The 23,572-nt window shown below is 59.9% G+C and carries 19 protein-coding genes; 10 read left to right on the top strand and 9 right to left on the bottom strand.

Annotated elements, in window-relative coordinates; all coding sequences use genetic code 11:
- The first annotated feature begins 56 nt into the window (after positions 1 to 56).
- Entirely contained in the window at positions 57 to 1,898 is a 1,842-nt protein-coding gene (locus tag NSJP_RS11025; protein WP_080886949.1) for an ABC-F family ATP-binding cassette domain-containing protein, read from the top strand.
- On the opposite strand, the gene rnhA is transcribed toward NSJP_RS11025, so the two are convergent.
- Entirely contained in the window at positions 1,895 to 2,380 is a 486-nt protein-coding gene (rnhA, locus tag NSJP_RS11030; RefSeq protein ID WP_080886950.1) for a ribonuclease HI, read from the bottom strand. The two genes, NSJP_RS11025 and rnhA, sit on opposite strands and share 4 nt — an antisense overlap.
- Before the next feature lie 194 nt (positions 2,381 to 2,574).
- On the opposite strand from rnhA, the gene NSJP_RS11035 reads away from it, so the two are divergent.
- Positions 2,575 to 2,949, top strand: a complete 375-nt coding sequence (locus NSJP_RS11035; RefSeq protein ID WP_080886951.1) for a tetratricopeptide repeat protein — start codon at positions 2,575 to 2,577, stop codon at positions 2,947 to 2,949.
- A gap of 156 nt (positions 2,950 to 3,105) precedes the next feature.
- Here the strand turns inward: NSJP_RS11035 and NSJP_RS11040 are convergent, their stop codons facing one another.
- From NSJP_RS11040 to NSJP_RS11055, 4 genes are all read right to left on the bottom strand, one after another.
- Positions 3,106 to 4,350, bottom strand: coding sequence for a murein transglycosylase domain-containing protein (locus NSJP_RS11040; RefSeq protein WP_080886952.1), 1,245 nt, complete (start codon positions 4,348 to 4,350; stop codon positions 3,106 to 3,108).
- A 52-nt stretch (positions 4,351 to 4,402) separates the two neighbouring features.
- Entirely contained in the window at positions 4,403 to 5,458 is a 1,056-nt protein-coding gene (locus tag NSJP_RS11045; protein ID WP_080886953.1) for a DUF2157 domain-containing protein, read from the bottom strand.
- A gap of 189 nt (positions 5,459 to 5,647) precedes the next feature.
- Entirely contained in the window at positions 5,648 to 5,974 is a 327-nt protein-coding gene (locus NSJP_RS11050) for a hypothetical protein (RefSeq protein ID WP_080886954.1), read from the bottom strand.
- A gap of 298 nt (positions 5,975 to 6,272) precedes the next feature.
- The gene (locus tag NSJP_RS11055; protein WP_080886955.1) at positions 6,273 to 6,602 is read right to left on the bottom strand and encodes a hypothetical protein; all 330 of its coding nucleotides are present in this window, start codon (positions 6,600 to 6,602) and stop codon (positions 6,273 to 6,275) included.
- A gap of 354 nt (positions 6,603 to 6,956) precedes the next feature.
- On the opposite strand from NSJP_RS11055, the gene NSJP_RS11060 reads away from it, so the two are divergent.
- From NSJP_RS11060 to NSJP_RS11090, 7 genes are all read left to right on the top strand, one after another.
- A complete protein-coding gene (locus NSJP_RS11060; RefSeq protein WP_172834284.1) occupies positions 6,957 to 8,105 on the top strand; it encodes a S1C family serine protease in 1,149 nt (382 codons plus the stop codon).
- A 124-nt stretch (positions 8,106 to 8,229) separates the two neighbouring features.
- Entirely contained in the window at positions 8,230 to 8,592 is a 363-nt protein-coding gene (locus tag NSJP_RS11065) for a SpoIIAA family protein (RefSeq protein ID WP_155970107.1), read from the top strand.
- Positions 8,593 to 8,655: 63 nt separating this feature from the next.
- Positions 8,656 to 9,162, top strand: a complete 507-nt coding sequence (locus tag NSJP_RS11070) for a hypothetical protein (RefSeq protein ID WP_080886958.1) — start codon at positions 8,656 to 8,658, stop codon at positions 9,160 to 9,162.
- Between the two features lie 156 nt (positions 9,163 to 9,318).
- Positions 9,319 to 9,831 (top strand): RNA polymerase sigma factor, encoded by a 513-nt coding sequence (locus tag NSJP_RS11075; RefSeq protein WP_172834286.1) that lies wholly within the window; start codon positions 9,319 to 9,321, stop codon positions 9,829 to 9,831.
- A 78-nt stretch (positions 9,832 to 9,909) separates the two neighbouring features.
- A complete protein-coding gene (locus NSJP_RS11080) occupies positions 9,910 to 10,896 on the top strand; it encodes a FecR family protein (RefSeq protein ID WP_172834287.1) in 987 nt (328 codons plus the stop codon).
- 94 nt (positions 10,897 to 10,990) lie between these two features.
- Positions 10,991 to 13,489 (top strand): TonB-dependent siderophore receptor, encoded by a 2,499-nt coding sequence (locus NSJP_RS11085; RefSeq protein ID WP_080886961.1) that lies wholly within the window; start codon positions 10,991 to 10,993, stop codon positions 13,487 to 13,489.
- A 17-nt stretch (positions 13,490 to 13,506) separates the two neighbouring features.
- The gene (locus tag NSJP_RS11090) at positions 13,507 to 14,664 is read left to right on the top strand and encodes a PepSY-associated TM helix domain-containing protein (protein ID WP_080886962.1); all 1,158 of its coding nucleotides are present in this window, start codon (positions 13,507 to 13,509) and stop codon (positions 14,662 to 14,664) included.
- A 723-nt stretch (positions 14,665 to 15,387) separates the two neighbouring features.
- Here NSJP_RS11090 and NSJP_RS11095 read toward each other — a convergent pair.
- Entirely contained in the window at positions 15,388 to 17,748 is a 2,361-nt protein-coding gene (locus NSJP_RS11095) for a [protein-PII] uridylyltransferase family protein (protein WP_080886963.1), read from the bottom strand.
- Between NSJP_RS11095 and NSJP_RS11100 the strand changes: the two genes are divergently transcribed.
- Positions 17,724 to 19,454 (top strand): [protein-PII] uridylyltransferase family protein, encoded by a 1,731-nt coding sequence (locus NSJP_RS11100; RefSeq protein WP_155970111.1) that lies wholly within the window; start codon positions 17,724 to 17,726, stop codon positions 19,452 to 19,454. The two genes, NSJP_RS11095 and NSJP_RS11100, sit on opposite strands and share 25 nt — an antisense overlap.
- Before the next feature lie 12 nt (positions 19,455 to 19,466).
- Here NSJP_RS11100 and NSJP_RS11110 read toward each other — a convergent pair whose 3' ends face one another.
- The 3 genes from NSJP_RS11110 to NSJP_RS11120 all read right to left on the bottom strand — a co-directional run bounded on the left by NSJP_RS11110 (position 19,467) and on the right by NSJP_RS11120 (position 23,292).
- Positions 19,467 to 20,114 (bottom strand): response regulator, encoded by a 648-nt coding sequence (locus NSJP_RS11110; RefSeq protein ID WP_080886964.1) that lies wholly within the window; start codon positions 20,112 to 20,114, stop codon positions 19,467 to 19,469.
- A gap of 12 nt (positions 20,115 to 20,126) precedes the next feature.
- On the bottom strand, positions 20,127 to 22,736 hold the full coding sequence (locus NSJP_RS11115) for a PAS domain S-box protein (protein WP_231989368.1): 2,610 nt from the start codon (positions 22,734 to 22,736) through the stop codon (positions 20,127 to 20,129).
- Positions 22,737 to 22,893: 157 nt separating this feature from the next.
- Entirely contained in the window at positions 22,894 to 23,292 is a 399-nt protein-coding gene (locus NSJP_RS11120) for a hypothetical protein (RefSeq protein ID WP_231989369.1), read from the bottom strand.
- Positions 23,293 to 23,572: the final 280 nt, after the last annotated feature.

Below are 23,572 nucleotides of genomic sequence, written 5' to 3' on the forward strand. Positions count from 1 at the left end.
GGGCGGACGGTTCGTCCGCCCGGCGAACCCATCACGCCTGACACCAAGAACCGACCATGCCGCCGACTCTGCTCCTCAGCTGCGAATCCCTCGGCAAACAGTACGGCGTCAAAGCGCTCTTCTCCGACTTGTCGCTCACGCTCAACGACGGCGATCGCGTCGGCTTGATCGGTCCCAACGGCTCCGGTAAGTCCACCCTCCTCAAGATTCTGGCCGGATTGGAAGAGCCGGATGAAGGATCGCGGTCTCTGCGCCGCCACACCCGCATCGGATATGTCGCTCAGGAGCCGTCGTTTCCCGATGGACATACGGTGGAGGAGACCTTGACGGCGGCGTTGATCGCGGAGGGGCTGGATCCTCACGAACAGAGCGATCGCATCGCCAGGGCCGTCGGTCTCGGACGGTTTGCGCGCGCCGATCAGCCGGTTGCGGAACTGTCAGGAGGATGGAAAAAGCGGCTGGCGATCGCACGGGCCCTGCTCACGGAGCCGGACGTCTTGTTGATGGACGAGCCGACCAACCATCTCGACCTCGAAGGGATTCTTTGGCTGGAGGCCGTGCTCCGGGACGAGGCCCATGCCTGCCTCGTCGTCAGCCATGACCGTCGCTTTTTGGAGTCCATCGCCTCGCGGATCTGGGAACTCAACCGCGTCTATCCGGGCGGCCTCTTCGAAGCGCAAGGACGGTACAGTGATTTTCTGGAGCAGCGCGACGCCATCCTGCACTCGCAGGCCGAGTATCAGGCCTCGCTGGCCAATCGCGTCCGGCGCGAGGTGGAATGGCTCAGGCGCGGACCGAAAGCGAGGACGACGAAAGCCAAGTCCCGAGTGGATGCGGCCGGCCGCATGATCGAGGAACTGGAAACCCTCGAAGACCGCCGACAGCAGGCCTCGGCGGCGATCGATTTCTCCTCGTCCGGACGAAAATCCAAACAGCTGCTTGCGGCCTCAGGCATCGGCAAGTCGTTGGGCGGCCGGCCGATCGTGTCGGATTTGGATTTGCTGCTCGGACCGGGAGAACGCATCGGACTGCTCGGTCCAAATGGAAGCGGCAAAACGACGCTCTTGCGCATGTTGGCCGGTACGTTGGAGCCGGATCGAGGGACCCTTATCCGGGCGGACCGTCTTCGAGTCGTCGCGTTCGAGCAGCACCGGGACTCATTGGACCAGGACGACACGCTGAGGCGCGCGCTGGCGCCGGCGGGCGACGCGGTTGTCTATCAGGACCGGTCGGTTCACGTGATTTCCTGGGCCAAGCGGTTCCTCTTCAGGCCGGAGCAACTCGATCTGCCGGTCTCGCGCCTCTCCGGAGGCGAACAGGCTCGCCTGCTCATTGCCCGGTTGATGCTGGAGCCAGCCGATTTGCTGATCCTTGACGAGCCGACGAACGACCTGGACATTCCGACGCTCGACGTGCTGGAAGACAGTCTGCTGGAGTTTGCCGGGGCTCTCATTCTGGTGACGCACGACCGCTGGCTGTTGGATCGTGTGTCGACCAGATTGCTGGCGCTGGACGGTTCGGGGCGCGCCGACTGGTTTGCCGATTACGCGCAGTGGGAATCCGGCCAACTGCGGCGGGAACGGGCGCAGGAGAGGGAGGTCAAGCCTCGATCGGAGGTGTCCGAAGCCGTGGCGGCCGCACCGTCCGGCTCTCAGAAACGAAAGGGGTTGTCCTACCGCGAGCGCCAGGAATGGGAGAAAATGGAAGCCGTGATTCTCGAAGCGGAGCGCACGGTGTCGGTGTGCGAAACGGCGGCCAACGATCCGACGATCGCCTCGTCCGCCGGGCAACTGCAAGAGAGATTTGCTGCGCTTCATGCGGCGCAGGTCGACGTCGAACGACTCTACGCCCGCTGGGCCGAACTGGAAGAAAAACGGTCGCAGGGGGGAGACGTTTAGAACAACCGGTCGTATGGCGGTGAGTCCGCCGCGCTGCCGGATCGATGGCCGGTGCGCCGCGCCTGTTCCAGGCCTGCCCTGGCCAGCGCGTCCGCCCGTTCGTTCTCCGGGTGGCCGGCATGACCCTTGACCCAATGCCATTCGAGAACATGGCGGGCGGCCAGCGCGTCGAGACGTCGCCAGAGGTCTTCGTTCTTCACCGGATCCCTGCCGGCCGTTTTCCACCCGCGCCGTTTCCAACTGTGGATCCACTCGCTGATACCCTTCTGCACATACTGTGAGTCGGTATAGACGTGCGCCTCCATCGGTTCGGGAAAGGATTGCAGGGCATGGATCACCGCGAGCAGCTCCATGCGATTGTTCGTCGTCGCCGGCTCCCCGCCGCACAGCTCCGTCTCGATCTCATTGACGCGCAACAGTACGCCCCAACCGCCGGGGCCGGGATTTCCGCTGCAGGCTCCGTCCGCATAAATTTCAATCATCGATCCGGCCTTTGTTATGATGATAGATCGTGCGTGGGAGAGAGTACGTGTCCGATCCGTAAAGGTCAATTCCGTTGACGCACGCGTGTCGGAACGTCCGCGAAGGGACTTGGCACTCCACCCATCCAAAATGGCGCACGCTCCGTAGGTAAAAAGAGCACTCACATTTCATTCTCACCCCAAGGAGGTTTCTCATGATGCTGCGACGAGGATTGGCGGCGATACTCTGCACGGTGTTCCTGGGCGTAACGGCGGCCTATGCCGACATGGGCCATGGGCATGCGGCGGCACCTCTCAAGGCCGGCGCCGGCTCCAAGGCCGAAACCCATATTACCGAAGGGATCATGCATTACGAGAAGGGACATATGGACGAGGCCAAGAAGCATTTCACGGCGGCCGTCCAGGACGATCCGCAATCGGCGGAAGCCCACTATAATGTCGCGTTGGTGTTGGACAAGACGGGCGACCACAAGGGAGCGAGCGAGCACTTCAAAAAGGCGAAAGAGCTGGGCAAGGACAATCCCGACATTCAGAACTCCGAGATTCTGAACAAGCACGTAAAAATGTAACCGGCGGCGGCTTGTGAGGCCCGGTCACCGAACGTCATCGGGCCTCACGACCGAGGTGTCAGAGAGGAGTCGCCCTCTATCCCAGCCGTGTGCTCTGTCTTCATCGGGAGTGGCTGGGTGCCGAAGTGTATGGCGGATTCTGGTTTTCGGTCCCGATCAGCTTGATGCGTTCGACGAGATCACAAACCCTTTTCGATAGGTCGTGACTTTCTCCAGGTAGTTTCTGGTTTCTTGGTAGGGGAGCTTGCTCCGCAATCTGTCGTAGAGGGCGGCCGGCTGGAGGTCGTTGATTTGCTGCAAGGCAGTCGTCCGATTCTTGGAGAAGGTTTTGAACACATTTCCGGCGCCGGTATTGTAGGCGGCGATCACGCAGTACTCGCGCGATACCTGATTGGCCACGTCGTCCAGCTGGCTGAACATCAGGACGTTCAAAAAGGCCGTCCCGAGTTCGACGTTGTGCTCTGGATCGAAGAGGTAGTCACGCGTGGGAGTGACATCCTGCCCTTTGGCGCGCCGGTAGGCCTCGCGTCCACCGCTGGTCGGCACCAGCTGCATCAGGCCGTAGGCCGGAACCGGGCTGACGGCGTAGGGATTGAAATTGCTCTCCGTCCGCATGATCGCCAGGACGAGACTCGGACTCATCGTATAGTGTTCGGCGAACCGCATGACGTAGGGCCGGTACTTTTCAGCCTGCTTCTGGGAGAGATTGGCCACCATCTTCATCGTGACGTAGGTGGCCTGCTTGCTGGTGCCGTTTTGGTCGATCGTTCTGGTGGCGGCTTTCTTCTCGACCAGATAGTTTGCAAAGGACTCGGCCGCCTCGGGCGTTCGTACGGGTTTATTTTGCTGATCCAACACAAGCCCGAGCAGGTAAGGCTCCTCCTCGCCGGTGACCGGAGTCTCCTTGTCCGAAAACAGATCGACCGTTCTCGGATCCTGCGGAGTCAACAAGGCGGCCGTAATCGCCCGGTTGAGACTCCTGCGCGCGTCCCCCGCGTCCAGCGTTTCCACGGTGATTTCCGCCTTGTCGAAATCCACGATGGCGCGACTCTTGTAGCTTTGCGTGTACTTCACGTACTTTTTCTTTTCCGGAAGCTTCACTTCCTTCGGCCCCCATTTCTCCGCCACCTTTCCGTTGAGCGCCTTGTATAGCGTCTGGAAATCGTGTTGCGCCGCTCGCAGGTCGCTGAGCAGCCGATCGGGATCTTGGGCGTATTGGTCGAGGCGCCGCTGGACGGCCTTGGAAGGATCTTTGCTCTGGACGACTTCGAGGACGGTTCTTCCGGTGCGGCTGGCGAGCGCCTGCTCCGTGGCGGCGACCATGCGATCGGTGGACTCGCAGCTGAGAAGAGCGGTGGAGAGCACAGCTGAGATCAGAAACCTGATTCGCCGGTCTGGCATGGCGGCATTGTACTACAAGGCATGCGGAAACCCAGCTCTTCGTAGAAATGCTTCAGGCCTTTGCCTGGTCCGACCGATCCTCTTTCCCAAGATTCCATATCGTTTCCGCTTTGCTGCCGATGTACCAGAAGCTGGCGGCCAGGAGCGCAAAGAAGAGAGCTTTGTGCAAGCCGTCCCAGAAGAATTCGAAATAGCGTGTATAGAGGTTGATGCCGAGGAACGTCAGGCCGAAACCTTTGGTGACGTCGTCGTCGTGTCGCAGGCCGTAATAGACCGCCCAGCCGGCCACGGCCCCAAACAGGATCGACCAATGGAACAATTCGATCTGTTTCACTCGTTCCCAGGAGGCCATGTCGCCGTGGTTGCCAAAAATAGACAGAATCCACAGGGCGATGAAGAGATATAACAGGCCCATCACGAGCGTGCTCCGATAGAACCTCGATGCGATCGGATGGCGTTCCGATGCCAGCGCGCAACCGGTCAGCAGGCCGCCGAATAGGACGAAACGCAACGGATAGTTCATGCCCAGGTAGTAGGCTCCCCAGCCGGACATATAGCCGGTTTCCGTTCCCATCCAGCCGCCGAGCGCGGCCAGCCCAAACACCCAAATCAGATTCGATTCAAGCATCACCCCCAGGACGGCGTAGAGAATGAACGAGAGCAGCAGCAGAAGGGAATAGTGCCCGCTGCCCGTGTCGAATGCCACGCCGAGTTGGGTGACGGCTCCGGCCGTCGCCAACACGCCGAGAAAGAAAATCGCCTCGTTGCGATAGACCTTTTCCGGATCCTGGAGCCGCTTTGCGAGACCCAGCCGGTAGAGTGCGGTGGCGGCGAGAGCCAGGCAGGCGCACTTGAGCATGGCGGGGGCGTTGAAGAGGATCTCGAACAACTCTTGCAGCATACGGTCGGACAGCGCGGCGCTTACCGACGTGATAATGGAAAACAGCGCAATCCAGAACGAATACTTCGCGAGTTTCCGCCAGTCGAAGTATTGGACTTCGATGGTGCCGGTGAGCGTCGCAGCTTGCGACTCGGGAATGATGCCGTCCCGTTTCCATCGCTCGATGGCATCGCGGACCACGGCGGCTTGTTTGCGCGGAAGCTTCATGACGAGTCTCTTCGAGGTGAGAAGCAAGTGGGGGTTCGAGTGGACGGATTATACGGCAGAAGGAGAGTGTCCGCTATCCCGCTCCGCTCAAGCCATGCGGCGCATCTCTCGTCGCGGTCGGTGGCGTGGTCGGCGATGCGCTCCATGCTCCGGCCGTGGGGACCTTCGGACTTGTTGTCGAGAAGAGGGTCACGGTTCGCCGATGACTTGAAGGCAGCTGGACCCGATCAGCAAGATGTAGAAATCGGTTATCTGAATCGTGCGTATTCGGCTGATGGCCGTCCGATCATTGAGATGAATGCGCTCGCGAAATGTTCCCGCATCTCCCAAGAGCCTTCCGTCTCTCTTCGCATTCTCAATGGTGTTTGTCCCGAGTGCCATACCGAGGACAATAGGTGTGCAATCCTCTCCTTGCAGGACGCCTTTCACCTCGGGATTACTGGGCTGTAGCTCATTGGTGATGTTGAGACAACCTGGAAGGATCGCAAAACATAGAAAGACGAGCGCCAATCGCATCGAGTGAGCTCCTTTGTCCTCTCTGTGTATCATGATTCTGCAGCCCTGCCCGCTTGACCTGTTCGAATCGTCTCGCCATGTCCTGGGTGCTCGATGTGCGAAGCGGCCTCGGCCACACTTGTGGTCTTCAGAGTATCCCAGAGGAGAGGGGTTGATCAATGAGTGGAGGAGGGGAGCGCGGCTTCACGATCGACAATGATTCGATGTGAATCTCAAGAGATGAATCATTGTCCGGAGGTCCGGACCCCGATGTCTGCACCGAGGTCCGGATGGGCCGACTACGCCGTTTCCCGGCGCCTCACTTCTGCTGGTCCGTCATGCCTGCGTCCTCGGCATTCTGAGGAACCGGAGCGGTGAGTTTTTCGCGAATCTCCTGTTCGGCCGGAGTGGACGGCAGACTCTGCATGGCATGGACGTCATCAAACGCCGCGGATTCCATGAGCGCTGCATTTCCGGTCGCGTTACCCCGGCCCGGATCATTGGCGAGCGGTTTGCCTGCAACCGGATCGATGGCCTTGTCCATCGGATACCCGGGATGTTTGGGCAATGTTGCCGGATTGGCAGAGGCGGCCACGCTCGTCAGGCACACAAACAGTGTGATCGCCAACAGCATCACAAAAGGTTTCATGGTGTCACCTCCTTTGTAGAGAAAACGGGGCATCACTGTGGGAGGCGGAGCGTCGCGAGGTTCTCTTTTAGCCTGCCTCCCGCTCGACGCCAGAGTCAAGCCGTCGATTCTGGGCAGTGGGGGCCGGCCTGGCGGTTTCGAGGGCTAACATTGGGCTGGTAATATCGTGATCCACAAACCATTCCGGTGATTCGGATTGGCTGTTGTAACTGTTTCCGTGGCTGGAACGACTGAGAATCGAGGCGTGAGCGACGGAGCATCCCTGTCTTGGTGTGGGATTATGAATGATCTTCTATGAAAGAGAGGCCCTCTATGAATCGTTGCGATGCAATGACCGGTCGTGCCGGATCCGACATGCGCCGATCTGCTCTGATCACGATGCTGTCATCGATCCTGTCCATTGTATTGTTTGTTCTCGCCTGCGGACCGTCCCCGGCCTCGGCTCTGAACACGCAAGAGGAAATTAATACCGTTCGCGTCTACAAGAAGATTTCCGTGGCGACGGTGCTCATCACCTCCGCCTATGCCAGCACTCATCATGTGAACCAGGAAATGGGAAAGGGCATCGGTTCCGGCGTCCTGATCGACGACCAGGGCCTGATCGTGACGAATGCCCACGTGGTTCAGGGAGCGGCGAAGCTGACCGTCATGCTCCACGACGGCACCAGGCTTCCCGCCCAAATGATCGGAAGCGATATGGTATACGACGTGGCCTTGCTGCGCGTCGCGATTCCGAAGGGCAAATATCCCCACGCCCAACTGGGCAATTCCGACAAACTGGAAGTCGGGCAGAAGGTCATCGCCATCGGACACCCGTTCGGCCTGGGTTACGCGATGTCGACCGGTATCATCAGCGGATTCGGAAAGCTCCTGGAGACCAAGCAAGAAGTGTTTCAAGACCGCATCATCCAAACCACGACGCCGATCAATCCCGGCAACAGCGGGGGGCCATTGGTGGATTCGGACGATCGGGTGATCGGAATCAACACGGCGATTCTGCTGGGTGCGCAGAATATCGGATTTGCGATTCCCATCAACACCGTGAAATCGGTCATGGCCGACTTGCAGACCTATGGCCGGGTCATTCGACCCTGGCTCGGGGTCAAGGGCAAGTTCGTGACCGAAGAACTGCGGACGCTGATCGCTCTGCCCATGGTGGACGGTCTTCTCGTTCAGGACGTCGAGGAAGGCAGTCCGGCGGCAAGGATCGGGCTGGAGGCCGGTGAATTGGACGTGGCGATCGAGGGCGAACCCTGGGTGCTCGGAGGAGATATTCTCGTGTCCATTAACGGCCAGGATTTGCGAACGATTAGCCACTATACCAAGACGCTTCAGGGTCTCAAGGCCGATCAAGCGGTCGAGTTGCGAGTGTTCAGAGACGGTGACTATCGGACCATCAACCTGACGCTCGGCGAGCGGCCGATGCCTCCGCTCCCGCAGCAGCGGCCAAAGACCGATGTCCCGCCGCTGATTCCGCAGATGCTGCCCTATTCACAATTTTAAGTCCGAGGGTGCGATGCATCGGTGTAAGCCGTGCCGTACTCCATTGGTGCCTATCGGAGCTTGCCGCGGGCGATCCACGGTTCTAGAATATTCCTCTCCGTGTCCGACTCACAGGGAGGTGGCCATGCTCGTTCATCAACTTCTTGCCAATGAAGGCATCTTGCTGATCAGGCCGGATGGACCGATCGCCGCCGGCGACTTCGAGTTGGTCGCCAAGACGGTCGATCCGTACATCGAGAACAAGGGGACGCTTCGTGGCGTGATGATCGAGGCTCCGTCGTTTCCGGGGTGGGACAGCTTTGCCGCGCTCATGTCGCATTTGTGCTTCGTTCGTGATCACCACCGATTCGTCGCCAAGGTTGCCGCTGTTTCCGACAGCCCCATTCTTTCCATCGCACCGGAAATCGCCAAACATTTTGTCCAAGCCGAAGTCCGCCACTTCAACGCGACCGACCGCGACGCCGCTCTCGCCTGGCTGCGCGAGTGATCCCAGGGCTGCAACAGGTATGGAAGTCCAGCGACGAACGACGGTCGTCGGAACGACCGATCTATGACAAACATCGGCATCAAACGCTTGCGGGGGTTGTTCATGATCCGATCAGGCACTGAAAGATCTTCTTCGGCCGCAGACCGAGCTTGCTCCAAGTTGATGATGGGAGTGGTGATTCTTGTGACCGTCATGGGGTGCGTTTCTACAGAAACTCGAGAGCGGCGGGCGTTGTCCGAGGAGTTTGACAGATGGCTCGGGCAATATAAGGACACTCGGATCATAGAAATTGGTCAGCCGGACCGCTGCGTCGGGCAGGGTGGAGGGAGCGAAATCTGCGAGTGGCGGGTCGATGGAAATGCGTTGTGGTATTTGTATGACGCGGACGGCATCGCGAGACGTTGGAAGTATACGGATCGCCGATTCGGAGAGATGAAAGGAGCCCAGGATCCGTCAGCGGCCGCAGGTCAGACTCATGAGTCGGAAGCGGACGTGGCGTGGAAGGCCGTCAAGGACACCTTCGATGACATGCAGTTCATGCCCGGCCTTGGTGCTCTTGGCGGTCAATGAGAGCTGGAAGAACATAATTAACCGTCGTGGTCTCAAATTACACTATGCCAAGATGGTTACCTGACCGCCATCGGACCCCATTGCGGGTGATTTTGAGAACTGCTATCATTCACTCCCTTCGTCTGCTGCATCCCGAGCATCCTGATGATTCTGACTGTGGGGGAAATCGAGCGTCTCTTCGATGAGCAGCGTCATCTGCTCACGCGACATCTGACGCGTCTTGTGAGCTCACGCGAACTGGCCACGGACCTCGTCCAAGAAGCGTTCGCTCGGCTCTTGGGGATGGTGGGCAAACAGCAGGTCGCATATCCACGGTCCCTCCTGTATCGCACCGCAATCAATCTCGCGATTGATCATCTCCGGACCCGAAAAACAGAGACACATTCTCTTGCTGATGCCTCGATGCTCGAAGCCGCGCTGGAGGTTGCCTCTCCCACACCGGCGGCCGATCGCGCATTATCGGCAAAACAACAACTTCAGATAGTGGCGAGCGCAATTGACCAACTCCCACCACGCACGCGCCAAGCATTCCTTCTGCACCGGGTACACGGGTACTCCTACGCTCAGATCGCGACACAGTTAGGTATCTCGGAGAGCGCGGTCGAGAAGCTGATCACCCGGGCACTGAAGCAGTGTTGGCATGCCGTCAACCTGCTCGACCTCGATTGAGCCGGGCTGGGGGCGTGACCTCCTTTCTCGTCATAGCATATACTTGGTCCGTTCAAGCCGATGCCCGGAGCCATGTCTATGTCCAACGAACAAGCCAGTTCGTCGCCGCGTCCTGAGGAGGCCAGGATCGTTGAAGAGGCGATCGATTGGTTTGGACGATTACGCGCGGGTAATGTGTCCGCGGCCGATCGAGCGGCCTTCGACCAGTGGTGTCAACAAGATCCATTGCATGCCCGCGCGTTTCGCCGCATCAACGCGGGGTGGGACCACCCGATTCTCAAGGAGGCGGCTGCCCTCGCCGCCTCAACGGAGTTTCCCGCTGTCCCGCTGAAATCCCAACCTCCAACGTGGTGGCGCCCGGCACTGGCTGCTGCGGCGGTCGTGGCGGCCTTGGTCGTACTCGCACAGGCGTCGTGGGACCTGTGGACCCGCATGCAAGCCGACTATTACACCACGGTCGGTGAGCGTCGGACGATTCAGTTGCCCGATCAGTCGACGGTGACCTTGAATACCCAAACAGCGATCGTCGTGGCGTATGAAGGCGCGGTGAGAACAATTCATCTATTAAAAGGTCAGGCCTTCTTCAAGGTGGCCGCTGATCGACAACGGCCATTCATCGTCGAGTATGCCGGAATGGCTACAAAAGCCGTGGGAACGGAATTCGTGGTGCATGCACAGCCGAGAGGCCTCGACGTGACCGTGGTCGAGGGGCTGGTGCAAGTCGCCGATGAAAAGCATTCCTGGCCAGACATTGCGCTGGCTGCGGGGAATGAAGTGCATGTGGAGCAAGGTAGGGCGGACCCACCGCATGCCATTGATCCACGGATGGCGACCGCCTGGCTCCGCGGACATTTGATGGTCACGGACGCGCGGCTCGGTGATGTGCTCGATGAAGTTCGACGCTACTATCCCGGCACCATCATTATCCTGAATCCCACGTTGAATCAGATTCATGTGACTGGTACCTATCACTTAGACCAGCCGGCCGCGCTGCTCACGACGCTGTCTCGGACGCTTCCCTTCCACATGGTCACGGTCGCTGACCGCCTGGCTGTCCTGTACTAGCTTCGACAAAGAAATTTCTCTCTGAGGGCTGGGGGGAACCCGCCTCATTCCGTCAAGGCAACGTACGGTGCCTACAGACGAAGGAGGCTCGGTGATGTCGAAGGTCTTCCAGGAACTGGTGGCGATACTCAAGCACGCAAGTCGCGGAGCCCTGTGCCTCGTGGCGTTGGCCGGTGCGCTCACCTCTCCGGTTGCGGCGCAAGAGGAGACCCCCTCCGTCGTGTTCACGATTGCATCACAGCCCTTGTCTTCGGCGTTGCACATCTTTGCAGAAACGACCGATTGGCAGGTGAGTATTCCGTCCGAGATCGTCGCGGATATGGCGTCTCCTGGCGTGAACGGAACGCATACGCCCGAGGAGGGCTTGAAAGCGCTCCTAGTCGGAACGGGACTCACCTATCGCGTAGTGAGCCCAAAGATCGTCACGCTGGAGCGTGAGAGTTCAACAGCGTTTGTGCCTGGGATGATCGCTGCGGGAACCGCGGGAGCGGCCGGCGCTATGGCGGCCACCAACGGCGACGCTACGGCCACTGGTCCAGCGATGGCAAAACCTGTGCAGGTGCCCGAGGTGGTGGTGAAGGATACCCGCCAACGTGACAACGACACGCAATCGTATGTGGCCGAGGAATCCAGCACCGCCACACGAACCGACACCCCGTTCATTCAGATTCCGCAGTCAGTAGGGGTCGTGACGCAGCGAGTAATTCAGGATCAGCGTGCCGTGCGTATGGACCAAGCGCTCCGCAACGTCAGTGGTATTGCCATTGCCCAATCGAATGAGGGAGAAGCCAACAACGACAAGATGTTCTGCCGAGGATTCCCCTGCGCGTTCTTCAAGAACAACCTTCGCAACGAGGATACGAATCAGGTGCTGACGTTTAGGGACATCTCCAATGTGCAACGGTTGGAGGTCTTGAAGGGTCCTCCGTCGGTGCTATACGGCCGAAGCGAACCCGGTGGGATTATCAACATTCTGACGAAGCAGCCGCAGGCTGAACGGTATGCCTCCATCGATCAAATCATCGGCAGTTTTAACTTCTATCGGACGATGGTCGATGTCACCGGACCCATGAATGAGAGCAAAACGCTCCTCTTTCGCGTCAACGGTGCCTACGAAAACCGGGAGAGCTTTCGGGATTTCGTCGAAGGACAACGATATTTTATTGCCCCGGTATTTACCTGGAAGGCGAGCAACAAGACGACCATCACCATCGAAGGCGAATATATCCATGATCGAACGACGTTTGATGCGGGCTTGCCGGCAGTCGGCGAGGGGATTGCTCAAGTACCACGGAGTCGCTTTCTCGGCGAGCCCTACAATCTCTCCAAGACAGAAGAAGGACGGGTCAGTCTGTTAGTGGCCCATCGGTTCACTGACAGTTGGCGGATCGAGAGTCAATTCCGGGCGGATGAAAGCAACATCCAGGGTAACTTCGCCTTTTCGGATGGATTGTTACCTGACAATCAATCGTTGGCACGCACCTTCTTCGCACTGTCCCCGGACATTTCCAGTTACTACTGGCGCAATGATGTCATTGGGAAGGTGGCCACGGGATCCCTGAAGCATGAACTCTTGGGCGGCGTCGAGCTCGGCCATCAAACGGCGTCCCTCAAATTCGGCTTCGCGCCTCTCAATAACATCGATATCTTCAATCCCATCTACAACCAATTACCTGAGCCGACTGCACCGGATTTCCTCCCCAACTCGAGAATGTTCGCGAATGCCGCGGGCGCCTATGTGCAGGACCAGGTGGCCCTTCTAAACAACCTCCATCTCTTGGTGGGGGCCCGCGGAGATTATTTCTATCAGAACAGCACCGTCGGCACCGACGTCACCAAAGCGGAGAATTGGGGGTTTAGCCCACGCATTGGCGTGTCGTATCAACCGATTGCCCCAGTATCGTTGTATGCCAATGTCACCCGCTCGTTTCAGCCGATCTTTACGCCATTTTCGGCGATCTCCAACGTGTCCAAGCCCACCACCGCGACGCAATATGAAGCCGGGGTCAAGACCGTGCTCGTGCCCGACCGGCTGACCTCGACACTCGCCATCTACCAAATCAACAAACGTGATGCGCCGGTGGTCGACCCGGCGAACCCGTTTCTCATCCTCCAAACCGGCGCGCAGCGCAGCCAGGGGGTGGAATTCGACATCGCGGCCCAATTGCTGGCAGGGTGGAGGGCCATTGCCACCTATGCCTATACCGATGCGCGGGTCACCGCCGACACCACGATTCCAGTCGGGAATCGCTTGCCGCTCGTCGCCAGAAATACGGGCAGCTTCTGGACCACCTATGACATTCAAGAGGGCCTCTTTAAAGGGGTAGGAGCCGGAACCGGCATCTTTGCCGTAGGCCAGCGTGCGGGCGATATTACCAATTCATTCTATCTGCCTGGCTATGTGCGGTGGGATGCCGCACTGTACTATCGCAAACAGGAGATATTGCCCCACACCAATCTCGTTGCGCAGCTGAATTTCTTAAATCTTCTCAATCAAGAGTACTTTTTCGGCGGGCAACAAAGTCGCGGCGCAGCCGCCTTTCCCGGTGCACCACTGAGCCTGCTTGGATCTATCAAGCTGGAATTTTTCTAGTCACAAGGATTTCGCACGTGACGATCGTGGCCTTCAAAAAGTGGTACGTCGTCCATAAGTGGACCAGTTTGGTCTGTACCCTCTTTCTGCTGCTGCTGTGCTTGACCGGCCTGCCGCTTGTCTTTCGAGACGAGTTGTCGGTCTGGCTCGGCGAAGCCGTGGAACCGCCTGAGCAGGTAGTGGCCACGAAGTCGGTCACGCTCCAAGCGTTGGTCGACGATGCGCAGCGACGACGGCCGAGCGATGCGGTACAGTTTTTGACGCTGGATGATGAGCATCCGGCCTGGTTCGTCTCGCTCGGCGCCTCTCCGGCAGCCATCGACAGTAGCGGGATTTACATGTATGACACGCGAACGGGTGACTTCCTCCACGCGGTCCCGACGAACACAGGCGTCACGAACTTCTTTTTCAAGCTCCACACAGAATTGTTTGCCGGTCTGCCTGGCATGTTGTTTTTAGGCAGCATGGGACTACTCTTCTTGGGGTCCACCGTCTCCGGCGTGGTGGTCTACGGTCCCTTCATGCGAAAGCTGGCATTCGGCACAATCCGGCAGGAGCGGCATCTTCGCCTGACCTGGCTTGACCTGCATAATCTGCTAGGGATCACAACCCTGTTGTGGGCGCTCGTGGTGGGCGTTACGGGGGTGGTCAATACCTTGGAACGCCCGTTGCTAGGTTATTGGCAACAGACGGAATTGGCAGGAATGCTGGCGCCCTGGAGCGGCAAGCCAGCTCCTCGAACTCTGCTGCCGGTGGATCGAGTCATCGAAGCTGCACAAGCTGCTGCACCTGATTTGGTCCCGCGGTTCGTCGGATTTCCCGGGACCGTCATTGCCACGCCCTATCATTATGTGGTGTTCATGCGCGGCCAGAATCCCCTGACCTCTCGACTCTTGACCCCATTTTTGTTTGATGCAGAGACGGCACAGCTCGCGGATACGCGCTCGCTGCCGTGGTATCTCACCGTACTCGTGCTCTCTCAACCCCTCCATTTCGGGGACTATGGTGGCATGCCGCTGAAGATCATCTGGGGCATGCTTGATCTGCTCATCATCATCGTGCTGGTCAGCGGGCTGTACTTATGGTGGAGAAAACGCCCCTTCGCTCTGGAACACGTCGTCGACGACGGGGAGTCTAAGGCGCGCCACGGCTTCGATCGCGTGGTGCCACGGTGAGCCAATCACTCTCATCCCGTCAAATCTGGGGCATGCCGATCGTACTGGCCGCCCTCAGCGCTATCGGCCTTCTGTCGGCACTCTTGGCTGACGGGATCTGGGATGTCCTTTCCTGGGTCACCTTGTCGAGTCCGCTCGCGGTGATGGTGTGGTCCATGGCTCGACGTTGTGGTTGATCGATGTCCTACATATGGCGTGATCATTGATGAGATACGTCGCGACTGAAATCATAGGCGCAGCGGGAAAACGGTACGACTCCAAGAAGTGAAGACGAACGGGACGGTCACCGCCACGTATAGTTATGACTCGAACGGCAATCGGCTAAGTCTGGTCATGCCGAGCGGCACGACGAATGGGACGTATGATGCGCAGGACCGACTCACTACGTACTGAGGGAAAGCCGCGTGTAACGCTGGAAGACCACGAAGGAGAAAGATAGAAAACACATCTCTCACTGGCGGGTGGCGGTGGTGAATCGGGCTATTTTCTCACCCTCCCACCCTGCCGCGACGAGACGCGGCTTTCACCGGGCGCGCGCAACGGAAGAGGCCCACTCCCACCGAGCTTGCTGATACTTCTTCCCCCTTTGGGTGTTTGAGAGAATCTTCAAGCGGGTGCCGCTGACCTACCCCCATTCGCCCACAGCGGAAGGGCCCCGCTGGGGGATGGGTGGAGCGAGGACGAATGGGGGTAGGTCAGCGGCAGGACCCGCGTCAGTTCGACTCACAACTTCCCAAACATCCTCTCCCAAAAATCCCTCACCTTCTTCATATGCTCCTCAATGTCATCCTTCAAATGCCGCGCTCCCGCCTGCCAATCATCCGTGGTGTAGCCGACCCGCCTGGCGAGGAAAATAAACTCGTCTGAGTCGCTCGGGGGCAGTACCAGATCCTTGGCGTGGCCTCTGACCATCCGGAGACCGTCGATGAGCATGCGGATGAACAGGTAGGCTTTCCGAAGATGGTCGCCGTCCTGTCTGCTGACGATGCCGGATTCCACAAGGCCGTTCAACGCCAGCATCGTGTTGGGCGTGCGTAGGATCGGATGGCGGTGGCCGTGCATGAGCTGGAGATACTGTACGGCGTACTCGATGTCGATGACGCCGCCCGGACTGAGCTTGACGTTCACGGTGCCTCGTTCGACGAGTTGCTTGAGCTGCTGCCGTCGCAGATCGAGCGCCGTGGGGAGCTCCCAGGGCTCGCCGCTGTATACGTAGCGATCGCGATGGGCTTCCACGTGTTTGCCTAGGGCCGCGTCGCCGGCCACGTGGCGCAATTTGATCAAGGCCTGGCGCTCGAACGGCGCAGCCAAACCGTCCTTGCCGTAGTACTTTGCGATCTCGTCGAGCGGGTTGGCAAGCGAACCCTTGCCTCCGTGCGGGCGCAGGCGCACGTCGAGATGGAAAATGCCTTCCTGTTTGGCCTCGATCCATTGCAACAATTCTTGCGCGAGCCGCTCGAAATACTCCCCGTTGTCGATGCCGTCTTTGCCGCTCGTCCGTCCCGTTCCCCCATAGACGAACAGGACTTCGATGTCGGAGGCATAGCCCAGCTCTCTGCCGCCGAACTTGCCCATGCCTAAGATCGTAAACGGGCAGGCTTTCTTTCCCGCGAGGCGCGGTTCTCCGTACTCTTTCTTGAGCTTGGCGCGGCAGTCGGTCACCGCCCGGTCCAGGATCACTTCCGCCAATTCCGTCAGCGCGAGGGAGAAATCGGCAAGGCCGGTCGTCGGTTCGACGATGTGCTTCATGTCGATGCGGAACAGCTCGCGATCCTTGAAGCCGTTGAGAGCGGCCTTGCGCTCCTCTTCGGTCTTGGCGCGCGCAACCGACCGGTCGAGTTCCTTGCGCAGCGACGTCTTGGGTTTGATGAGCGGAGAGTCGCGATAGTCCTGCAGCAGTGGTAGTAAATTATCGTGCTGGCGGCGGAGGAAATCCTCCCAGAGAAAATCGCTGGCGCCGAGCAATCGGGCGAGGAGCGGAAAGGTCTTCTTATCGGCCAGAAACGCCAGCGCTTCCTGCCTCGCCTTGCCCGTGCGCTCTTGGACGGTTAGGTCGAGGAATTGATCGAAGGCCTCCAGCGCTTTCGTAGGATCCGGGGCCCAGGTGAGGGCATGGGTGAACTGTTTGATGAGGACGGCCGTGAGCCGGAGTTGTTGTTGCTCTTCGGCATCCGTCAGCTTCTGCCCGTAGCGGTTGCGGACGTAGAACCGGTCGTGAAGCTTCTCGCCCTCCAGGGCGATGCTGGCTTTGGCGATGTAGACGTTGCGCATGGCCAGGGCGTTGGCGAAGGCATAGAGAAAGGCGGGCGTGTCGTCCGAGCGGATGTCCATGATGGTGTCGGTCGGCGACTGGCCGTTGTCGAAGCTGATCTGGACAGGATGGAGGAGGCCGCTGAAGGAGCCGCGCCGCTGGGCGAGTTGCTCAACCAGATGGCGGTTGACCGAGTGCCGCGCCTCTTCGACCTGCCCGCCGTCGAGAAGGCCGATGACGGCGCGCAGCTCATCGGCCAGACGGCGGTGTTCCGCCTCGTCAAACGGCACGCCCTGGACAGGCTGCACCCGGAACACGTCGACGATCTTTTTTCTGCCGAGTCCGGGCCTGGGCGTATTGCGCGCCCGAGAGCTGTTTCCCGCCGCTCCCTTCGTCGTGGACGGAGCGTGATCGGCAAAGGTATAGATCCGTCCTTCCTCGATGTTGAGCCCGAATGCCGACAGCAGCCCGCAGATCGTGGCGAATAGCGCAAAATAGTCGTAAGCCACGATCGCCAGTTCCAGACTCCCGTTCGTCGACTCGCCCAGGGACAGTTCACTGAGGTGATCGGGTGTCAGAGCGGCGGCCATGCGCAGGTGGCGCGCGACCGTCTCCGCCTCGAAGCGACGGAAATATTCCGGATCCATGCGGTCGACGAAGTCGTCGAGAATATCCCGCGGCACGTCGCCGGTCATGGGCGACAAGTCTTGGAGAAGGGCTTCGCGCTCCGTGGCATTCATCGAGTTGCAGTATACCCGAAGCGATGGTTCGTTGTGCGTGTGCGAGCCGGCCAGTATAATGCCGCGCCATGACGCACCGACCTGTCTCATCATCCGCCGGCGCCGGCGATCCTGTGTCGACGCCGCTGCCGGTTCGGCCCGACCCGACGCCGGTCCTGCTGGCGAAAGAACGGAACGTTCAAGAGGTCCGGGCGATCCTGTCCGCCTATGGCCTGGCCGACCCGGATCAAGCCGATCGCAATCTGCAGGCCATGGCCGGAGATCCGCATCAGCGCCGCCAGTTGGCCGAACTCTTGCCGATCTTGCTCGAGTCCGTGGGACGCACCGCCGATCCCGATCAAGCCCTCAATCATTGGGAACGGTTGCTCGATACTGTCACCCGCTCGTCCTTTCTGGATTATCTGCGCAGCTCTCCCCGGATGCTCGACCTCCTCTGCACGATTTTCGGCAACAGCGACTCGCTGGCGTTCACCCTCATCCGGGATCCGATGCTGATCTATTGGCTCGCGGAGCAGGATATCTTGTCGCGCCCGCCGACCTCTGCCGGTATGCACAAGGGACTTCGGGAGCAACTCGGCCAGCTCACGGTGAAGGAACTGAAGCTCGAGGCGGTGCGCCGATTCCGGAGGCGGGAAATGCTGCGGATCGGGGTGCGCGATTTATTGCGGCTGGCCGACGTGCGGGAGACGACCGGATCGTTGTCCGATCTGGCCGGTTTGCTGATCCATGCCGTCTACGAAATCGTCGACGCCGACCTGCGCCGGCAGTACGGCGTGCCCATGCACCGGGATCGCCGCGGCAAATGGGTCGAGACGGGCTTTGCCGTCATGGGGATGGGTAAGCTCGGCGGGCATGAGTTGAACTACAGCTCCGACGTGGACTTGATCTACGTCTATGAGTCCCATGACGGGGAGACCCGGGCGCCGCGCGGACGGGTCGCGAGCCGCGCGGCTGCGGCGGGGATCTCCAATGAAGAATACTTTGAGATCCTGGCGCGGGAACTGACCAAGGCCTTGGTGGAACCGAGCAAAGAAGGACGCATTTTTCGCGTCGATTTGCGTTTGAGGGCCGAAGGTTCGATCGGGCAATTGGCCCGCTCGCTGGACGAGTACCGCTCCTACTATCGAACGAGAGGACAGGTGTGGGAGCGACTGGCGTTGCTCAAGGCGTGGCCCATCGCCGGCTCGATCGAGGTGGGCAAGGCGTTTCTGCGGCTCGTCAAACCCTTCATTTTCGGCGCCGCCGCGAGGCTGCGCCGTTCCGAGGCGCTTGCGATCGTGGAGGACGTGCGGGCGGTGAAGGACATGATCGACGCCAAGATCGCGGAACGGGGACACGAGGGCCGAAACGTCAAGCTCGGCACCGGCGGGATCAGGGAGATCGAATTCCTGGTCCAGACCATTCAAGTCCTGGCCGGCAAGACGGTCCCGGCCGTACTCGACCGCGGCACGCTCGGCGCGCTGGATCGGCTCGTGGCCAAGACCGTGCTGACGGCGAAGGAACGCGACGCGCTGGCGCAGGCCTATGTCTTCCTCCGGGACGTGGAACACAAGCTGCAGATGGTGCACGACCTTCAAACTCACGCGCTGCCGCAGGAGGAGGATGAGTTGGAGCGTTGCGCAATCAGGATGGGATACGAAGAGGGGAGCCGCTCGGCTGCCAGCCGGGCCTTCAGCGCCGACCATCGCCGGCATACGGCATTGGTCAATGGGGTGTTCCGCTCCTTCTTCAACGAGCCCAATACGTCGGCGCTCTTGAAGGTGACCCTGAAGATGTCCGGGCTTCGCGCCGTGCGGTGAACGGCTAGACGGTTAGAAGGATGCCCGCACCGTGTTCGGTGCGCCGGGAGTTCCGCACTTGTTGCAGACTCCCGAGGTGATCTTCGCCTGGAGTTTTTCCTCGAGATAGTCTTCGAGGCGTTGCCAGATCCCGCCGCCGGTCTTGACCCGCTTGCACTTGGCGCAGAGGCAGAGGGTGCCGCGGAGCGATTTCAACTCCTGGACCGTCTTACCCAACTGCTTGGCCTGCTCGTCGAGCTCCTTCTCGCGTTCCGTGCGGTTGTCGAGTTCTTCTTTGACGCTCATGGCCATCGAAACCCGTGCGACCAATTCGGCGGGGATGACCGGCTTTCTGATGTAGTCCGTCGCTCCGGCGGTGTAGGCGGCGGTCAGGTCGGAAGAGTCGGTTTTGGCCGTCACCACGATCACGGGGAGATGCTCCAGCCGTTCGTCCCCGCGGATGCGCCTGCAGGCTTCCAACCCGTCCATGTCCGGCATGACGATATCCATCAGGACGATGTCCACGTGGTCCGTCGGCGGGGCCGAGGATCCGATCCCCAGCCGTTGCAGGGCGTCGGAGGCGGAATCGGCAAACAACAATGACCGATAGCCTGCCTGTTTGAGCGTAAAGGCCAGCAGCTCCCGTTGCTCCTCGAAGTCGTCGACGATGAGAATGCTCATGGCACGGCTCCTTTACTGGGTTGTGGGCGATGGTGAACGGTCATGGCCTGACGACGAGAGGGAGTGCTGCGCCGCTTCGACGGCCGTGCGCAGGTCCGTGATGCCGGCTCTGATGTGTTCGAGATGGCGCCGGACGGCGGCCTCTTCCAAGGCGCCGCCGATGGCTCCGATGGCATGCAGGCCATAGGTGCCGGCGAGCCCTTTGATGCGGTGACCGATGAGCTTGATCTGATCGAAGTTGCCGCTTTCGACCGCTCGCTGCAGCTCTTCAATGTCGAGCCGCCTGTTCTGAAGGAACTTCGGCCTCATCCTGTTCAGTTCGGCATCCAGCAGTCCCGCCTGATCCGATTTCATGCGGCCGGGTGGAGGAGTCGGCTTGGTCTCGGTCACGAATCGACGGATGGTGCTGAGCACGGTATCCATTTTCACTGGTTTGGTAAGAAAGTCGTCGCAGCCGGCCTCCGCGCTCCTTTGTCTGGATTCGGCGAAGCCGTCGGCGGTCAGGGCGACGATGGGAGTCCGGGGGAGGTCCCGCTCCGTCTCCCAGGCGCGGATGCGTCTGGTGGCTTCGCAGCCGTCGATATCAGGCATGTGCAGATCCATGAGTACGAGGTCGTAGCGGCCTGATTTGAAGGTTTCGACGACGCTCGTGCCGCTGTCGGCACAGTCCAAGCGGTAAGGGGATTTGCTCAGATACAATCGCATGACGTGCTGGGATTCGATGGAATCTTCAGCCAGCAGCACGTGCCATTCTTTGGCTCCGGATTCACGCATCGTCGATGGAAATATGCGGCCCCGCGCGGTTGCGGTCGACGGTTCCTGCGTCTCCATCCCGGTCTGCACCAGTCCGAACGGAATCGTGAAGGAGAAGGTACTGCCTTGTCCGGGCGCGCTCTCGACCCAAATGCGTCCTCCCATCAGATCAACCAGCTGCCTGCAGATGGCGAGCCCCAATCCGACTCCGCCGTAATGCCGGTTGGCTCGCGAGTCCGCTTGGGAGAAGCGCTCAAAGAGCCGGTCCCGCAGCTCGTCGATGATGCCGATTCCCGTGTCGGCGACGGCAAACTGTACCTTGCACTGCGCGTCGTCGATGGCGCGTAGTTTCGCCTGCACGGTGATCGATCCGGCTTCCGTAAACTTGATCGCGTTCCTGACGAGGTTGAGCAGCACTTGCTGAAACCGATGGGGGTCGCCTTTCATTCGGGCGGGGATCGCCGGGTCGAGGTGAGTGGTGACCGTCAAGCCCTTCCCCTGCGCTTCGGTGCCGAGAAGATTGGTGCATTCCAGCATGATCTCGCGCAGAACGAACGGTTCTGAGGTCAACGTCAGGGTGCCGGACTCCGCCTTGGCGGTCAGCAGCAGATCCTCGATCATCCGCAGGAGCGCATCGCTGGCCTTGGTGCAGCGTTCCACCAGCGCCAATTGCTGGGGGGACAACGGGGTTCTGGCCAGGTAGTCCGCCATCCCCATGATGGCGTTCAACGGCGTGCGCATTTCGTGGCTCATGTTGGCCAGGAAATCGCTCTTGGCCTTGCTGGCCGCCTCGGCCGCCAGTCTGGCCCGCACCAGTTCCGCTTCCGCCTCCTTGCGTTCCGTCACATCTTCCGAGATGCCCAGCAGATAGCGGGGCGTGCCGTCGTCGTCACAAATCGGGATCTTCTTGGTGTGCAATAACCGGACGCCCATATCCTTGGTTTGCACCGGTTCTTCCGGAATGTCGATCAGACATCCGCCGGCGAGCGTTTCGCGGTCCTTGGCGGTAAAAAAATCGGCTTCCTGCTTCGGGAAGAAATCGTAGTCGTTCTTTCCCAACAAGTCCGATCGGGAGTAGCCGAGCAAGGCTTCGCCGGCTTTGTTGAACCGGACAAACCTCAGATCTTGAGCATCTTTGACGAACACCATGTCCGGCAGGTGTTCGAACAGGGATTCGATGAACGCGGTGGTCTGCCGGAGCGCGTCCTCGGCCCGCTGTCGCTCGCTGATGTCGCGGATGAACGATGAAAACAACACGTCCTTGCCGAGCATCAGCGGGATCACGGTCAATTCGGCCGGAAAGCGTGCTCCGTTTTTCCTGAGCGCGGCCACTTCGATGCGCTGCCGGAGCATCCGTTCGGTGCCGGTGGCGAGATAGCGCTTCAATCCTTCGATGTGGGCGGCACGCTGGTCGCCCGGGACGATCAGCTCGACGAGCGGTTTGCCCATGGCCTCCTCGCGGGAGAATCCGAATATTCTCTCGGCCTGCGGATTCCATTCGACCACGGTTCCGTGCCGGTCCATCGCGACGACGGCATCGAGAGCGCCTTCCACGATCGCCTGAAGCTTGGCTTCGCTGCGTTGCCGCGCGCGCCGGCCTTGGGCGTCGAAATACAGGAACGCGGTGAGAATCCACAGGGTGCCGATTCCGACGGACCGGTTGAAAACCGCCAGAGGCAGCGACTCGCCGGAATGCGACGGCAGAAACGGCTCTCCCATGATGGCGACGGACCAGAACGCCGTGGCGAACAGGAGGATCCGGGGATCGTAGAGCCGCGCGATGGGAAGGGCCAGAAGGAAATACGGCAACCAGGGAGCAAAGCCGATAGGGAAATGCACGTCGATCGCGAAGATCAGGACAGTTGCCAAGGCGATGAGGCCTGGAGTCAACGGCCGCAGGCGGGTCCACACGGACCGAGAGGAGGGTGCATTCTGGCTTGGCGCCGGCGGCGCCCCTGCATCCGTCATGTCATCCAGTATAGGCAGGAGGTGCGGAGTCTCAAACGCTTTTCACGTTCTTGACTGGTCAGATTTTGGGTGGAACTGCATAGCGGAGGTCGCGGTCGCTGGCGAGGGAAAGATAGGCTTCACCCCACTGATGCGGGCTTGCCAGACTCCAGGGTTCGGCGCTGCCGGCCGCTTTGAAACGAAGGCCGTAGATCCCGCCATAGACCAGGTACGCCAGACCCGCGCCGGAGTCCTCAATCGGCTGGGCGAAGGCCTGACAGGCGGGCAGGGCGGGATGTTCGCTCCATCCGGTGACGTCGTACCATTCTCCGGCCGGGTTCCGCTCGAAGAGCCGCACATGCACAATAGGCCTGGCAGGACCCGTTTCCTTGAAGCGGGCGAAGAAACTGGTTTCGCAGTTTTCGTTGGATTCGACTTCGACGATCATGGGATCACGGATCGAGAATGCGTCCGCCATCTCGAGGGCGGGGGATTTCTTGACTGTTTGCGCTCATAAAGTAAGCTTACCAAAGCGATACGTGTCAAAGAAGGGTTCGTGAGGATTGTCATGACGCTCCATCGTACCAAACGGATTCTGTGCCGGTTCGCCGTCGTATGGGACCGAATACTCAAGGCCCAGAGAGACCGGTAGAAGCCTGCGGTGAGGAATCCTCCACAGAGAGACCAGCCTGAAAGCAGAAGGGCCCGGCGGGAAACCGCCGGGCCCTTCGCTTCTTCCCTCGAGCTATCGGCTGTAC

The organism is Nitrospira japonica, from assembly GCF_900169565.1.
Classification (GTDB): domain Bacteria; phylum Nitrospirota; class Nitrospiria; order Nitrospirales; family Nitrospiraceae; genus Nitrospira_C; species Nitrospira_C japonica_A.

Bases quoted from the DNA above. Each gene is read 5' to 3' on its own strand.
- NSJP_RS11055 (WP_080886955.1), bottom strand. From the start codon at position 6,602: ATGAAACCTTTTGTGATGCTGTTGGCGATCACACTGTTTGTGTGCCTG.
- NSJP_RS11025 (WP_080886949.1), top strand. From the start codon at position 57: ATGCCGCCGACTCTGCTCCTCAGCTGCGAATCCCTCGGCAAACAGTAC.
- NSJP_RS11045 (WP_080886953.1), bottom strand. From the start codon at position 5,458: ATGAAGCTTCCGCGCAAACAAGCCGCCGTGGTCCGCGATGCCATCGAG.
- NSJP_RS11050 (WP_080886954.1), bottom strand. From the start codon at position 5,974: ATGCGATTGGCGCTCGTCTTTCTATGTTTTGCGATCCTTCCAGGTTGT.
- NSJP_RS11060 (WP_172834284.1), top strand. From the start codon at position 6,957: ATGCGCCGATCTGCTCTGATCACGATGCTGTCATCGATCCTGTCCATT.
- NSJP_RS11065 (WP_155970107.1), top strand. From the start codon at position 8,230: ATGCTCGTTCATCAACTTCTTGCCAATGAAGGCATCTTGCTGATCAGG.
- NSJP_RS11040 (WP_080886952.1), bottom strand. From the start codon at position 4,350: ATGCCAGACCGGCGAATCAGGTTTCTGATCTCAGCTGTGCTCTCCACC.
- NSJP_RS11070 (WP_080886958.1), top strand. From the start codon at position 8,656: ATGACAAACATCGGCATCAAACGCTTGCGGGGGTTGTTCATGATCCGA.
- NSJP_RS11035 (WP_080886951.1), top strand. From the start codon at position 2,575: ATGATGCTGCGACGAGGATTGGCGGCGATACTCTGCACGGTGTTCCTG.
- NSJP_RS11080 (WP_172834287.1), top strand. From the start codon at position 9,910: ATGTCCAACGAACAAGCCAGTTCGTCGCCGCGTCCTGAGGAGGCCAGG.
- NSJP_RS11100 (WP_155970111.1), top strand. From the start codon at position 17,724: ATGACGCACCGACCTGTCTCATCATCCGCCGGCGCCGGCGATCCTGTG.
- NSJP_RS11120 (WP_231989369.1), bottom strand. From the start codon at position 23,292: ATGGCGGACGCATTCTCGATCCGTGATCCCATGATCGTCGAAGTCGAA.
- rnhA (WP_080886950.1), bottom strand. From the start codon at position 2,380: ATGATTGAAATTTATGCGGACGGAGCCTGCAGCGGAAATCCCGGCCCC.
- NSJP_RS11085 (WP_080886961.1), top strand. From the start codon at position 10,991: ATGTCGAAGGTCTTCCAGGAACTGGTGGCGATACTCAAGCACGCAAGT.
- NSJP_RS11095 (WP_080886963.1), bottom strand. From the start codon at position 17,748: ATGATGAGACAGGTCGGTGCGTCATGGCGCGGCATTATACTGGCCGGC.
- NSJP_RS11110 (WP_080886964.1), bottom strand. From the start codon at position 20,114: ATGAGCATTCTCATCGTCGACGACTTCGAGGAGCAACGGGAGCTGCTG.